This is a genomic window from Sphaerisporangium sp. NPDC004334 (genome assembly GCF_053602655.1).
In genome coordinates, this window is sequence record NZ_JBSGDZ010000009.1 from 183,378 (window position 1) to 197,065 (window position 13,688).

Here is a 13,688-nt window from a genome sequence, read left to right on the forward strand (position 1 = left end):
CCCCCTTTCCGGCGCTCGGGGTCACGGCTGGACCGGCCAGTGCCACGTGCCGGGCGTGGTCCCGGGGGCGACGTTGTACTCGGGGAACCCTCCGCGGACGTTGCCGGGGGTGAACACCCACAGGTGGGCATGGGCTTCGGAGTCCAGGCCGGGCAGCGCTCCGGCTTCGACGCCACGCGGGTCCAGGGTGTGGACGTCGGCGGTGACGATCGCGGCCCGGACGGTGCACAGACCCTCCCGGCCGATGTACCGGACGATCGCCCCCGTGGTGGGTAGCTGCGACACGAACTGCTCCTTCAGGTGATGGGGACGAGCCCGCCGGGGATCACGGGGCGTTCGCGCGGCGTGGTCACGCGCACCCACCCCAGCCAGGTGCCGTCGGGAAGGGGAACAGCGCCACCCGGGCCGACGATGATCAGTGCTTCGGCGCCCCGCTGAGTCGGGTTGTCCCACTCCGCGGTGTGCCAGTCCGACTCGGTGGGCTCGCCGTCCGGCACGGTGAAGGCGATCTCCACCGGCTCGGCACCGCTGGCACCCGACACGAAGAACCTCACGGCGATCTTGCTGAGCGACGAGATCGGATCCACAGCGCCTCCTATCTCGGTGCGGGGCGGCCCGGCTGACCATGCGATGTACGGCGAGGACGCCGACCAGGTGGTGAAGGGCTGGCCGACGCTGAGCGGCCCGTGCGGTGGTGCGATCAGCAGCGCCCTGGCCGCTTCGGTCGCGTGCACCAGCAACCGGGCTTTGACCCGGGTGAACAGGGGCGCCGCGCCGACCTCAACGGCTTGGCCAACGACCCGCCCGCGGGCCGGTGTCGCCGGGCGCGCGGTAGCGGTGTCCACGACCGGTGGCACGGTCCGCACCTTGACCGGCGTGATGGGCAGCGCCTGGCCGGTTTCTACCAGGTGCGCGACGTAGGCCCGGATGGTGATGGCCAGGGCTGCGCCGCCTTCGGTGACCTGACCGACGCGCCAGCTCTTGACCGGTGCACCGGTCACCGCCGTGTCGCTCTGGACGACCTGGCCCACCACGGCGCTTTTGACCGGCGTGACCGGGGCGACCGACACGACCTCGATGACCTGGCCGACGATGCCGACCTTCACCGCGGTGACCGGCCGCGCGGTCGCGCTCTGCGCCACCTGGCCGGTCGGCGCGCTCTTGGCCGGAGTGATCGACCGTGCCTGCTCGGCCTGCCCGGTCCCGCCGAGCGACTGTGTGCTGTCCTCGCTCAGGGGCCGGGTGATGACGGTGTGCGCAGGGAATCCCCGCCCCAGACGGGCCATCACGAGCCTCCTGTCACCACAGGGACCCGCGCAGCGCCGCCTGGGCGCTGAGCAGCGGCGGGCGAGGCAACGCCATCGACGGCACCGCAGCCGTGAACGCGATGCCGTTGACCACGTTGGAGCACGTGAACTCGACAGCGCTGGTCGCCGCGGCGCTGCTCAGCGACCGCGTCGCGCAGCAGCCGGTCAGGGAGCCCCCGAAGTTGTAGTCGGCTCGCTCGGTCCATCCCCCCGGCTGCGACCAGCTGGGCCCGCTGCCGGCGAGCAGCTCGCCGAGGGCGAACCGCACCTCGAGGGAGTCCGCGCCGGCGGGGGTCACACCTGGGGTGGTGATGAGCGTGTCGTTGTTGGTCGTGGACGAGGCAACCACCCCGGTGGTGGCGGCCTCGGAGATGGCCAGCAGGAGAATCAGGTGGTCTTCGACGTCGCTGCGGCTGAAGGTGTAGGTGCCCGGTTCGCCCGTACCCGCGACCTTGCCGAACAGCCGGGCGGCGCACCCTGACCCGGTCGCCGACAGCAGCGGCGTGCCCCACGATGACCCGCCGGTCGGCGTGCCGATGCCGGAGGTGCTGCCCGCGCCCGTGAGCTGGACGGCCAGCAGCACATCTCCCGGCGTCAGCCCGGACGGCGCGGACACCGACGCCGTCGAGCTGATCTGTATCGCCGCGGTCCTGACCGTGCCGCGCAGTGCGGCGGGCATTAGATGCCCTCGCGCCAGCGCATCCCGGCCGTCGCGCCGACCGTCGCCGCGGCGGTGCAGACGATCGCGATGCGGCCGCTCGCGTTGACGATGATCTCGTCACCCAACGGGATCTGGTAGACGACCCCGGCCTGCGGGTGGATCTCTATCGCGCCGACCACGTCGAGCTGCGTCGGCTCGACGGTCCATGCGGCGCCCGCCGGCCCGGCGAGCAGCGACGACACCGACGCCGGTGAGGAGGGGTCGATCGGCGAGGGCCCCATGGGCGGGACCACGCCGACGCCGCCGGTGCCGCCGCCGCTCTGCCGCTCCACGGTGACGGTGACGGGCTGCGCGGCCGAGGAGGTGCCCCGGAAGGAGATCGTCGCCTCATACAGGCCGTTGCGCTGCGTCGCCCCGGCGAGGAGCTGCAAGATGGTCTTCCGGGCGGCGCCGGTGGCGACGTTGATGACGCCGCCCCAGTACTTGGCCATCAGACACCCACCGCGCGGTAGAAGCCGGCGCTGTCGATCTGCGCCACGATGCTCGTGCCGTCCGGCACCAACGGGAAATCGTGGCAGGTCAGCGGCAGGATCGCGCTGTCAGGTGACCCGGTGGCGGGTCGGTAGCAGATCAGGATCTTCGCCCAGACGTCACCGGCCTGCACGCTGGTCCACGTCTGGTCGGGGATGTCGAGGTCCAGCCGGTCGTTGACGTCGTCCGGCGCGAGCGCGGCCAGGTCGGCGGCCGTCAGCACCTTGCGCCCGTACCCGGTGTTCGTGACCTCGTTGGTCGCGCCGGCCAGCACATCAGCCAAGGTGTCCTTGTCGCGGAGCACCGCATCGGACTCCAGGCCCGTCTGGGCCAGCGCGACAACGAGCAGCGCACTGGTCGCCGGGTCGCCGGTCTTGACCCGGTTGTACAGCTCGGCCGTGCGGCCCAAGGCGAGGTTGAAGGGGAAGTTGGCCACGTGTCCTCCAGGTGTGGGTCTCGAAGCGGTCCCGGCCCCGCGGAGCCCCTCAACTACGCAGGGCCGGGAACCGCCGAGCTCGACGCACGCGTACGGGGAAGTCGCGCGCGGAGCTTCCCGCCCTTCCGCGAGGCAGGGCGGGGGCTATCAGTAGCTGGGCACGGGTTCCAGCAGCGGCGACCACACCGCCTGGGTGGTGTGCAGGACGTACCGGCTCCCGTCGAGGGAGTGGTCATCGACCTTGACGGGGGCGTCCTCGCCTTTCTCGGCGCGCCGGTCGTCCCAGGCGTAGGACCCGACCTCGCCGGTCCATCCGGTGCAGGACTGGTGGACGCGGAGCTGGTCGGCGGCGATGAGGTTGGAGACGGTGCGGATGCCGTCCAGCACCGAGTTGTCGGCCAGGGTCGGCGCCAGGCCGTCGCGGTAGAGCTGGGCGACGAAGCTGGCGGCGGACGGGTCGACGATGGTCCACTCCGGGCGCACGCCTTTGGTGCCGGTGCCGTAGGAGTCGGGGATGTTGTCCAGCCAGTCGAGCAGCGCCTTGGAGTACTCGGCGTCGGTCATCTGGCGGCGCATCGCCCGGGAGTCGTACCGGTACTCCGACGCCAGGTAGATGCGGCGCTGGCCTTCGTGGTCGGGGGTGGACACCCCGGCGAGCAGCGCAGCGAACGGGTTGGTGGTGCCGTAGTCGATGCCGACGCCGAGCCAGCGTTCCATCATGGGCAGCGTTTTCACGATCATCCGGTCGGGGTCCCAGGCGTCGTAGATCGCGCCTTCGGCCATGACCCACAGCCCGAGAATGAAACGCTTGTACCAAAGCCCGGTGTACTCGGCTTTCAAATTGGCGACGTATACCGGGTCCAACGCCGGATTGTCGTCCAGCGTGAAATGGAAGTACCGCATGTCGAGTTCGTTGGCGCGGAGAATGAAACGTTTCCGCAGCCAGTGATTTGGGGCGTCGGGGTTGGTCGTGGCGAACAATTGGGCGCCGGGGACGCTCAATCGAGCCAGAAGCTGATCCCAGAACGCCTCTGGGATCAGCGTCGCCTCATCGACATACGCGCCCGCGCATGTCATTCCGCGAAGCCGGGACTCGGCGCGTACGTCGTTCGCGGAGATGATTTCCACGCGACGACCCAAGATTTTCGCGGTAGGCGCGCCTCTGGTGTGATGAATTCTGTTGGCGATGGGCCCTGTCAACGCCGGGTCCATTAGCGGTTCGAAAACGTTCCTGCTGATGGTGTCGGCGGTCTTCCCCACGATGGCCAGATGGCCACCTCTTGGCGCCTTGGCGATGTACATCAGCCACCTGAGCAGGCTGGCGATCGTCTTGCCCGACCGGATCGCCCCGGACCACAGGTTGATGCGGGCCGTCGACTGGGCGATCGAGCGTTCCTGCGTGGGGGACAGGCGGACGACGACTCCGGGCCTGCGGCCCTGCTCGGTCACCGCGCGGCCGTGCCGGGCTCGATGGCGTCGAGCACCTCGACGTCGACCACGCCGGCGGCGGCGTGCAGGGCCGGAGCGGTGGAGTGGCGCTGCTGCAGTTGCTCCAGCATGGTGCCGAGCAGGGACGCCACATCGCCGTCGGCGACGCCGTTGCGGTTGATCAGGTCCAGCCCCAACAAGACGCAGCGGCGGGAGATGAGCCGTTCGGCCGCCTCGATGGACTTGACGTCACCGCTAAGTGCGTTGGCCCACACGGCGGCCATGAGCCGGTCGAGCCGGTCGATCTCCAGGCGCAGCAGTTCCTCGGAGTTCTCGTGCTGCTCGCGCGCGGCGGCCTGCAACGCGCGGGTGACGTCCTTACTCGCGGCGCCCGCCCCGGCGTAGCCGAGCTGCGTGGCGATCTTGTCGTAGGTGACCCCGGCGAGCCGCAGTTGGACGGCCTTCGAGCGGCGCTGCGCGAGCTGGATTTTCTTGGCGACACTCAAAACGACCCCCTGATCATGATCATCTTCTAAGGGGTGATGATCATGTTCGATTGCGCTAACCTGCGAATATGAAGTCAGAACAGGTCAAGATGATTACGGTGCAGCAACCATGGGCGTGGGCACTCATTCACGGCGACCCGCAAATCCCGAATGGCGTGAAAGATGTGGAGAACCGCAGCAAAGAAACCGCGTTCCGTGGCCGGCTCCTCATCCACGCAGGAAAGAAAACCGACTCGGAGGGATTCAAGAAACTCGATGACCTTGGCATCGCCCGGCCGTTGGACCTGGAACGCGGCGTCATCATCGGCAGCGTGCAGCTCGTGGACTGCGTCCAAAACCATGACTCGCCGTGGGCGTTCGCGTTCCCCGAGTGGAACTGGGTCGTGGAAGACCCGGTCCCCGCCGCCCGGTTGATCGAGGTCAGAGGGAACCTCGGCCTGCTGGACCCGCCCGCCGACTGGCGGCGCGCGTTCCGCGAGTCCGACCCCCCGACCGGTCTGGCCCTGTCGCGCATCCGCGACGCCATGCCGGCCCGGCCTCCGGTCCCACCACAGGGGCAGATGTCGCTGATCGAAGCGTTCCTACGTCGGGCCTGACGCCGGCGGGACGTACTCGAACGACGTCGTCCCCAGCCGGCGCGGATCGAGCGTCTGCGCATGCATGTGGACGTGCGTGGAAGTGGTGCGCAGGCTCTTGTCGCCCGCGCTGTTCAGCCGCCACCGCGGCGACCTGCTGCGGTAAGCAAGAAGCGACGGATGCGACGACACCGACCGGTAGCGGTATCCCCGCTGGTAGAGGTGCTGCCCGACCCATTCCGACAACCGGCCGCCGATGCCGAGGCCCTGGTAGTCGGGCAGCACCACCAGGCGGTGCTCGAACTTGAGGTTCTTGGTCCGCGGGTGAGGGAAATGCCGGTAGGCCACGAACCCGGCCAGAGCCCCGTCCACGTATGCGACGAAACACCGCGCGCCCCGGTGGATGCTGGAGCTCAGATAGTGATGACGTCTAAACACCGGCCAGACGGACCGGTCGGCTTCGTGGATGGCGAGCCGGAGCCGGGGCCGGGGTTGAACCGACCTCCACTGGAAGGTGCTGGCCGCCGCGTCCAGCACCCAGTCCGGCTGCAGCCAGTCGAGCACGTCGTAGTGGCAGGTCACCGCGACGAACTGGCGGCCGCCGCGGCGTACCGCCTTCTGCACGGCGTGCGAGGCGACCTTGGCGACCTGCCGGTCCACGACGCTGGTGAACTCGTCCACCACCACCAGGCCGTCGCTGTCGGCCAGCGCCCGGGCCATGGACGCCCGGAACGACTCGCCGTTCGACAGCGTGCCGTACGGCCGCATCCACGCCGGCGGCGACGATAACCCGACCGCGGTGAGCAGGCCCACGATGTCCTTGATGCGCATGCCCGGCGGGAAGTCGTCGACCAGGGCCCCGCCGCTCCACTGCTGGTCGGCCACGATCGCATCCGGCCACAGGTGCCGGGCGATCGTGGACTTCCCGGCACCGGACGGACCGACGACCAGGCCGACGTTCCACGGCCGGTCCTCCACCGGCACGTCGAGCGACCAGCTCGTGGTCAGCTTCTCCTCCAACGGCACGTCGAACATGCCCTGGAGTTGCAGCACGCGGCCGGAGCGTTGCACCGGGGACGACACCACGATGTCAGCGCGCATTCGGTTCCTCCTCGCCGAGGGTGAGGTTCCAGATGTGCAGGGCGATCTGCGAGCCCTTCACGACCGGGCCGAGCCGCATGTCAGGGCCGACAAGCCGGGTCGAGTCGTCGTCGGCCAGCACCCCGGCGTCGACCAGGCCGTCAACGGCGGCCTTCGCGCTGGGATACCAGTTGCCCTGGTCGCGGCGCCGCCGGTCGACGGGCCGCAGCTCCCCGATGATGTACGCCCGTGCGATGCGTGGCACCCGCGCCTGCTCGGCGGCCTTGCGGCCGGCCTGGCGGATCGCGGCGGTCAGCTTGCTGCGGACCATCGGGTGGAGCCGCTGGTTGGAGTTCAGCAGGTCCAGGCCAGCAGGCAGCTCCACCGTCCAGTCCGGTGGGGGAGGAGGCTCGAACCACATCACGGGCACCCCCTTGCCTACATGAGCGCGCGGACCTGGTAACCCTGCTTGGTGAGCCGTTCCAGGAGTTCGACCTGCTGGTCTTCGTTCTCGCAGGTCACCACGACTCCCCACACGGCGGGCCGCTCGTCGGTGTCGGCGTCGTCGGGTTCGGGCAGCGTCTCCTCGTCTTCGAGGGCCGCCCGCATGTTCTCCAGGTCCTTGTCGCTGTAGCCGGTCGCGGCGAGCAGATCGGCGTCGACGCCGGCGATGTCGTCGAGGACTTCGACCAGCATCTCCTCCAGCCAGCCGCCGCGTTCGGAGGTGTGGTTGTTCGCGATCAGGTACGCCTCGGCGTCGGCGTCGGACCGGGACGCCCACCCTCGGATGATCGGGGCGAGCCATGTCCCGTCGTCGGCGAGCTGGATGCCCTGGACGGGTGCTGCGCCTTCGGTGGACATCCGCTCCAGCACTTCCAGGCGGCCGTGGCCGACGACCAGATTCCCGGTCCGCTCGTCCAGTTCGCCGGCGATGACACACCCGAACTTCTCGATGGACCGGCGGATCGCGGCGAGGTCGTGGTCCTTGGGGTTGCGTCTGGCCCGGGGGACGGCCGATAGGGGCATGTACTCGACGTGGCGCATCAACGAGGTTCCTGTCCAGGTCAGAGGGGGTGGCTGGTCAACGTGGAGATCGCGTACGCTTGGCGCACCTTCTACGCGACGACCGACCGCTCAGAAGTGAAAGCCGTCCGGGTCCACCCCCGGGCGGCTTTTCTGTTCAGAGGAGGCGGATCGCGCCCTGGTCGAGTAGCTCGGCGGCCACGGCCACCATGAGCCGCTTGTTGCGTTCGGGGACGTCCTCCCACGGGACCGCCGATGCTTCCCTTGTGGCGTAGCCGAACGACGGGGCGAGACGTTCGTAGCTCTCGTGGAACGCGCGGGCGACTAGCTCGGCTTCGGCGGTGGACGCCATCAGTGCTCCAGGTCGGGGGCCGGGGGACGGTAGCCGTACCGGGTCCGCTGCTTGGACATGGCCAGCGCGATCGCCGCGCACGCGTCGGACACCCAGCGGTCGCCGTCCACCGCAGCATCGCTGACCTGCACCGACGAGCTGAAGATGCTGTCGCCCTTCCAGGAGTCCCGCCGGAACGGGATGCCGGGCTTGGCCTCCCATTCCACCGACCACGACATCTGCGGGCGCCGGGTCTTCGGCCGGCCGAAGCGGACCCGCTGCAACCGCAGCCCAACCTCGTGCGCGTCCCCTTCGGGCATGCGGACGATTCCGGTGCCCGCCTCGACGTCCTCGTAGGAGTACCGCTTAGGGCCGAACAGCAGCTCCACCAGGTCCAGGTTGACCGAGCCCTGCATCCACCACGGATCGGTTTTCGACCACTCGCCGCGGCGGGCCCACAGCGACCAGTACAGCCGCCAGTCGTGGACGCTCACGCCGATGACCCGGGAGCTGTAGCCGATCGGGTTGAGCCGGCGCTGCAACCAGGTCCCGAATCGCTCGGTGTGCAGGTACAGCGCGCCGAAGGGAGACAGGGACACGTGACCGGCCAGGACGTGCTCGCTTCCGGCGTTGCCGACCTTCACCTCCAGCGACAGCCCGCAAACGGTCTTCCCGACGACGAGCTGCCCGCCGATGGTGCCCTTCGGGTGGGCCTCCCAGGGGCCAGGTTCGTAGAAGGCGTAGCGGCGCCGCTCGGGGGACCACTGGTCCAACTGCGTGATGACCGCGCTGACGTACCGGGCCGCTGCCGTGGCTTTCGGGATGGGCTCGGTATACCGGTCCCCGACGTTCCACTGCTCGGGGTCGAGGTTGCCCTGCGGGTCTGGCCGGACGCCGCACCGGTCGCAGGTGACCCACCGGGCGACCTGGCCGCGACGCTCACCGGGGGTGCCGTGCCCGTCGACCACGGGCCGGTGCCCGAAGATGCGGCACAGCACGATCAGGCGGGGCAGGTCGCTGGCCCAGAACCCGCGGTTGAACAGGGCACTCTTGGGGTGGTCATCGCGGTAGTCGGTGGTGTGCCAGTGCATGAGGGCCTCCGAGGGAGAGGGGTTGGGGGCCCCGGCCGGGCGCGTCGTGCCGCAGCTCCCCGATGCGGTGACACGCCCAGCCGAGACGATCAGAGATCAGCCGGGGCGGCGGGTGTCCGCGAGTTTTTGATGGCCCAGAAGTACGGCCATGTCTCGCTGGCGTAGAGGATGCCGACGCCCGGCCCCTTGGTGGCCAGCACCACGCGGGCCGTGCCGCCGTCCAGGAGATCCGGTGTGACCACGAACGACTTCGTCGCACCCGACGTCCGGTACGTCCCAGGAGTTGGATACAGCGACGGGTCGCCTTCCAGCGCCGGCACCGGTCCGCCCTTGGACAAGAACCGCACCAGGGACGTGCCGACAATGACGGCCAGGTCCAGGATCTGGGCGCCGGTCTTGGGGTCCCACATGAAGCTCGGCTCGATCTCGATCAGCTCTCCGGCTGCCGCTGGAAGGGAGATCTCGAAACCCGGGATGGGGATCCACTGGCCGCTGGTCGCGGGGATCGGGTTCAGGTCACCGGTGGTGATGTACTGCTGGTCGTATCCGATCGCCTGCCCGCCGCCGCCTCCGATGGGTGCGTACCGGTCGTCGCCGGCGGCTTGGGTGAGGTACTGCGGATGCGGATTGCCCGTGCTCTCGTGCGTGAGCAGGAGCGTGACCGCGTACGCCCGGTCGCCGTGCGCGTCGCTTCCGGTGCTGTGCGCGGCGATCTTCGCTGCCGCACCGGTCACCGTTTCCAGCAGCGCGGTGTCGCTGATGCCGTGGACGCTCGTCGTGCGCGCCGTGTGGGTGGCCACCGCGGCGGCCGCGGTGCCCGCCGAGTCGGCGCCGACGTCGGCAGCGGAAAGGATGACCGCGCCCACCTCGCCGTTGACCGACACCACGGCGTTGACCGCACCCGGGGGGAGCTGCGCGGCCGGGATGCGGCCCGCCCCGTCCAGTCCGGGGACGCCGCCTGGCTGGCCGATGAGGCTGCGCGGCACGTACCGGTCGGTCAGGGTGACCGCCGGACCGGTGCGCCCGTCGACGGTTTCAACGGCTGTGAGCACGGGGGTGACGGGCGCGGTCGGCGCGACCAGGGCCAGCTCCACCGTGCCGCCGGCCGGGGCGTGCATCGCGTAGGTGCGGGGCTCGCGGTAGGCGATCCGCTCGGTGACGGTGTAGGTCCACCCGCTGGGCTGGACGTCGGGGTCGTCGGTGGCGGGCAGCTCGACGGTGAACTCGCCGCGCCGGTCCAAGGCGATGACGAGCGGCAGGTTCTGCACAATGACCAGGTCACCGGGGACCGCGATGGGGAACGGCGCGACGAAGGTGACGACGCCGCGCATGGGCCGCCCCTCCAGGTCGATGAACTTCCCGTGGACGGTGCAGGTGTCGTATGTCGGGGTGAGCGGCACGGTCACCTTCCGGGGTCGTTGATGGCGGCCATCCAGCCGAGTACTTTCGGCAGGTTGGTGCGGGGCCCGTATGTCAGGTAGGTGCCGTCGACCGACGCGCAGCCGAGGTGGGCGGCGTACCGGGCGCGGGTCTCGGAGTTCACCCGGCCCATGTGCACGGGCACGCCCCGGCCTGGTCGGAGGTGACGCGGTAGTGGACCATCCGGCAGATGGCGGGGGATGGCTGGCTCATGAGGGCCTTTCGAGGGGTGCGGACATGGCGAAGGCCCCGGACCAGGGGGGAGAGGTCCGGGGCCTTCTGGGGGGCGAGCTACAGAGATGATCTTGAATCTAACAAGATCAACTTTGGGGGGGTCAGTCAGGTATTCGGGGGGTCGGGATCACCCGTCAGCGTGCGCTACAGACGCACATGCGACGCGATACGCAAGCACACGTGCAAGCATCTGCGCATACGTGATCCACACTGGAGCCCAGGGTACGCACGGCTGTCAAGTCCCGCAAGCCTGTATCCGCTTGCGCGTCAAGTCGCTGCCTTGCCGAGGGATGGCGATGAGAGCAACGCTAAGACCGCTGCCGACGATACGCGGCCCCGCATAGTGGCACAATTAGCCCCACTCGTCCACTCGCTGAATTCACGCTTTGAGGACGCCCCATTCCACATGCCAGTCGTACCAGTCGTCTCCGTTCTTGTCTCCGAAGTATGTTTCTAGCTTCCCGTCATTCCGGGTCATTACTCCGAGGCGCTTGATGTGATGATCTTTGTCGAAGAATGACACCAGGGAATTGAATTGCAGCCGGAACCCACGAAGGATCGACGGCCCGGGAGGGATTCTTGATGCAGTGCTCCCCCTGGCATGCTTCCCCTCCGAGGCGCCCAGAGAGGAGAATAGGTGCCGCGGGACCCATGCATACTGGACGCTCCAGATATAACGATCAGGATCCTGGTCGGCGAAGGCTACGATAAGCTTGTCGCTACTTTCCCGGATTTCGATCCTCGCTACGTGATTGTCGTCCTCGTGATAGGCGAACTCGAACCCTCGAAGAGCAAATACGAAGTCTCCGGAGGGCTTCGTATCCCCTATATACTCAGGCCAGGTACTTACACCGTAACCCGCGCTTAGGCTGTACTTTTCGATCTGAGGATCGTACAGGATGCGGTGGATGACGTCGTAGTAGTAATCGTCGTCACTGTTCCTGTCGTGGAAGCCGATCTTTATGTTGCCGGCTGATGGATAAGCGGGAGTGATTTGGATCCGGCGTAGATGGTGATCGCGGTACTCGTACCGGAAAAAGAAGCTATCGAGGAGGGCGGCTCCATATATGGGGAACGGGGATTTGGTTATAGTTCCCCCTTTACTGACGCCCGATGTCGCATGCTCAACCTCTAGGGCGGCAAGATCCCTCTCATGGCGAGAGTCGGGCTGGAGCGAAGGCGCTCTCGTTATGCGTGGCGGAGGATAGCTCAGTCTTCTTGCGGATTTTTGGGCTATTCGGACGGCCATCTTGCCCTCCTTTGACGAGCCGGTCTGCTTGCACTGTATATCCCGCGCGTCGAGGCCAGCCATTTCCATCCAGACTATGCAGTCGCCGCCCGATGCTGTCAACAAAGGCAGAGGCAAAATTCAGATGATGCTATTCACGTGCCGGTGGTTATGGCGCAAAGCAAAAAACGAAGTGCTCGTGGCCAGTCTCAGTCCTCCACTCCCACGACATGCCACTGCCCGGCCTGCTCCACCAGCTCCACCACCGCGTTCCGCCGCACACCATGCGCCCTCACCCGGTAGTGCCGCACCCGCAGCTCCTCGACCTCGCGGCCGGCGTTCTGCGGAGTCCACCAGGGCTCCACCTCGTCCCACGGCGGCGCCTCGATCCTCACCACGGCGTAGGTGCGTCCCCACGCGGTGAACCGCACCGGATGGTCGCCCTGGCCCAGGACGACCTCGGCCGGTTCACGGAAGCGGCGCATCCTCAGCTCCCCGTGAGCTCGAACGTGCCGGTCATGCTGATCTCCTTGGGTGAGCCTTCTGGGTTCATGCTCTCGCGGCCGGGTCACATTCCGGTGCCCTTCACCGCGTTGTCGGTCCACTGCTCCACGATCCGCAGGTACTCGTGCATGACGGCCGACGTCGGCGACCACCCGCCCTGCACGGCGATCGTCTTGGCGTCATGGTCGGCGCGACGGGCCTCGGTCGCCAGGCCGGATCGCAGGCCGTGCGCGGTCGTGCGGGGGAGCCCTGCCAGCAGCGCGGCCCGCTCGATGCGCGTCCCGATGGACTGCGGCCGCAGGCCCTCGCCGACGTTGCCGTGACGGTCGATGCGCCGGAACGCCGGGCCGTCCATGTCGAGCCTCACCGCCTCCACCCACGCCTGCCACGCCCGGACCGCGCAGGTCAGCGGGTTCTGCCCGCGCGGCACCGCGACGGTGCGGCCTCCGGTCTTGCCGAACCGGATCTCCACCAGCAGACCCTCGCTCTGCTCGGTGATGTCCCGGCCCAGCAGGTTCGCGATCTCGGCGCGGCGGCCGGCGATGCCCCACCCGACCGTCAGGATCGCCCGGTCCCGCACCCCGGCGAGGGTGTCGGGCAGCGCGGCCGACATCTGTCGCAGATCCCGCATCAGGATCGCGCGGGCCTGGCCGCGGCCAGGTTTCTCCCCGGCTTCGGCGAGCTCCCGTTTGTAGGTGTCGAGCGCGAGGCGCGCCCCGTCGAGGGCTTTCTGGGGGACGACGACCCCGGCTTCCCGCATGGTGACGGTGACGCCGGCGATGCGCCGGTCGATGGTCTTCCACGCCTTCCGGTCGCGTTGCTGCCACAGCACGAACCCGACGTAGGAGCCGATCGTCGCGGCGTACAGCGGGATCCCGACCTCGGCGACGTACCGCTCCCAGGCCCGCCAGTCCGACGCGTACCCGCGCTCGGTGTTGGCGTTGCGGCGCACGTACCCGGCGGCGGCCTGGTCGAGGGCTTGGAGCCGGGCCTGCAGCTCCTCGTCGAGGACGAGTTCGCCGCCCAGGTGCGGGACGAGCTCCGTGCTCATGACGGCGACCCCGGGCGGTACATCCGGTACATCTCGAACCCGGCGCCGTCGAGCAGCTCCGCGAGTTCGGTCTCGCGGCCGGCCGGGACGTACACCGCGAGCGTCCACAGGGCGCGGTCGTCGGTGTCGTTCGAGCCGGTATCCATCGAGGGATCGGTTGCCATGGACGGGCGCCTCTCGTGTCGTTGATGATCTTGTTTCTGACTCACGATAAGCGAACTTAACATGACTTAGAAACGTGATCATGACCGAACACGCGAGCAGATCAAACCGAACCCGACTC

The 13,688-nt window shown here is 68.5% G+C and carries 19 protein-coding genes; 1 reads left to right on the forward strand and 18 read right to left on the reverse strand.

The window, feature by feature from the left end; translation table 11 throughout:
• Positions 1-21: 21 nt before the first annotated feature.
• The 7 genes from ACWEN6_RS13595 to ACWEN6_RS13625 form a co-directional block, all read right to left on the reverse strand.
• Entirely contained in the window at positions 22-285 is a 264-nt protein-coding gene (locus tag ACWEN6_RS13595) for a hypothetical protein (RefSeq protein WP_452570460.1), read from the reverse strand.
• An 11-nt stretch (positions 286-296) separates the two neighbouring features.
• Positions 297-1,286 carry a hypothetical protein gene (locus tag ACWEN6_RS13600; RefSeq protein WP_452570461.1) on the reverse strand — a complete coding sequence of 330 codons (990 nt, stop codon included), beginning with the start codon at positions 1,284-1,286 and terminating at the stop codon, positions 297-299.
• Between the two features lie 13 nt (positions 1,287-1,299).
• Positions 1,300-1,986 (reverse strand): hypothetical protein, encoded by a 687-nt coding sequence (locus tag ACWEN6_RS13605; protein WP_452570462.1) that lies wholly within the window; start codon positions 1,984-1,986, stop codon positions 1,300-1,302.
• Positions 1,986-2,459: a hypothetical protein gene (locus ACWEN6_RS13610; protein ID WP_452570463.1), complete on the reverse strand. Its 474-nt coding sequence runs from the start codon at positions 2,457-2,459 to the stop codon at positions 1,986-1,988. Before ACWEN6_RS13610 ends, ACWEN6_RS13605 begins: the two co-directional genes overlap by 1 nt.
• Entirely contained in the window at positions 2,459-2,935 is a 477-nt protein-coding gene (locus ACWEN6_RS13615; protein ID WP_452570464.1) for a hypothetical protein, read from the reverse strand. The genes ACWEN6_RS13610 and ACWEN6_RS13615 overlap by 1 nt, the downstream gene beginning before the upstream one ends.
• Positions 2,936-3,082: 147 nt before the next feature.
• Positions 3,083-4,384: a PBSX family phage terminase large subunit gene (locus ACWEN6_RS13620; RefSeq protein WP_452570465.1), complete on the reverse strand. Its 1,302-nt coding sequence runs from the start codon at positions 4,382-4,384 to the stop codon at positions 3,083-3,085.
• Positions 4,381-4,869: a hypothetical protein gene (locus ACWEN6_RS13625; protein ID WP_452570466.1), complete on the reverse strand. Its 489-nt coding sequence runs from the start codon at positions 4,867-4,869 to the stop codon at positions 4,381-4,383. The genes ACWEN6_RS13620 and ACWEN6_RS13625 overlap by 4 nt, the downstream gene beginning before the upstream one ends.
• A gap of 68 nt (positions 4,870-4,937) precedes the next feature.
• Between ACWEN6_RS13625 and ACWEN6_RS13630 the strand changes: the two genes are divergently transcribed.
• Entirely contained in the window at positions 4,938-5,465 is a 528-nt protein-coding gene (locus ACWEN6_RS13630; RefSeq protein ID WP_452570467.1) for a hypothetical protein, read from the forward strand.
• Here the strand turns inward: ACWEN6_RS13630 and ACWEN6_RS13635 are convergent.
• The 11 genes from ACWEN6_RS13635 to ACWEN6_RS13685 form a co-directional block, all read right to left on the reverse strand.
• Entirely contained in the window at positions 5,451-6,545 is a 1,095-nt protein-coding gene (locus ACWEN6_RS13635; protein WP_452570468.1) for a GNAT family N-acetyltransferase, read from the reverse strand. The genes ACWEN6_RS13630 and ACWEN6_RS13635 overlap by 15 nt on opposite strands.
• A complete protein-coding gene (locus tag ACWEN6_RS13640) occupies positions 6,535-6,948 on the reverse strand; it encodes a hypothetical protein (protein WP_452570469.1) in 414 nt (137 codons plus the stop codon). The genes ACWEN6_RS13635 and ACWEN6_RS13640 overlap by 11 nt, the downstream gene beginning before the upstream one ends.
• Before the next feature lie 14 nt (positions 6,949-6,962).
• Positions 6,963-7,568 (reverse strand): hypothetical protein, encoded by a 606-nt coding sequence (locus tag ACWEN6_RS13645; RefSeq protein ID WP_452570470.1) that lies wholly within the window; start codon positions 7,566-7,568, stop codon positions 6,963-6,965.
• Between the two features lie 136 nt (positions 7,569-7,704).
• Positions 7,705-7,899, reverse strand: a complete 195-nt coding sequence (locus tag ACWEN6_RS13650; protein WP_452570471.1) for a hypothetical protein — start codon at positions 7,897-7,899, stop codon at positions 7,705-7,707.
• Entirely contained in the window at positions 7,899-8,969 is a 1,071-nt protein-coding gene (locus ACWEN6_RS13655) for a hypothetical protein (RefSeq protein ID WP_452570472.1), read from the reverse strand. Before ACWEN6_RS13655 ends, ACWEN6_RS13650 begins: the two co-directional genes overlap by 1 nt.
• 89 nt (positions 8,970-9,058) lie before the next feature.
• Positions 9,059-10,369, reverse strand: a complete 1,311-nt coding sequence (locus tag ACWEN6_RS13660; RefSeq protein WP_452570473.1) for a hypothetical protein — start codon at positions 10,367-10,369, stop codon at positions 9,059-9,061.
• A 2-nt stretch (positions 10,370-10,371) separates the two neighbouring features.
• Positions 10,372-10,533 (reverse strand): hypothetical protein, encoded by a 162-nt coding sequence (locus ACWEN6_RS13665; protein ID WP_452570474.1) that lies wholly within the window; start codon positions 10,531-10,533, stop codon positions 10,372-10,374.
• Positions 10,534-11,001: 468 nt separating this feature from the next.
• Positions 11,002-11,934, reverse strand: coding sequence for a hypothetical protein (locus ACWEN6_RS13670; RefSeq protein ID WP_452570475.1), 933 nt, complete (start codon positions 11,932-11,934; stop codon positions 11,002-11,004).
• 125 nt (positions 11,935-12,059) lie between these two features.
• The gene (locus ACWEN6_RS13675; RefSeq protein WP_452570476.1) at positions 12,060-12,335 is read right to left on the reverse strand and encodes a hypothetical protein; all 276 of its coding nucleotides are present in this window, start codon (positions 12,333-12,335) and stop codon (positions 12,060-12,062) included.
• An 83-nt stretch (positions 12,336-12,418) separates the two neighbouring features.
• Positions 12,419-13,405, reverse strand: a complete 987-nt coding sequence (locus ACWEN6_RS13680; protein ID WP_452570477.1) for a tyrosine-type recombinase/integrase — start codon at positions 13,403-13,405, stop codon at positions 12,419-12,421.
• Complete coding sequence (locus ACWEN6_RS13685; protein WP_452570478.1) at positions 13,402-13,569, reverse strand: hypothetical protein; 168 nt, start codon at positions 13,567-13,569, stop codon at positions 13,402-13,404. The genes ACWEN6_RS13680 and ACWEN6_RS13685 overlap by 4 nt, the downstream gene beginning before the upstream one ends.
• Between the last annotated feature and the right edge of the window lie 119 nt (positions 13,570-13,688).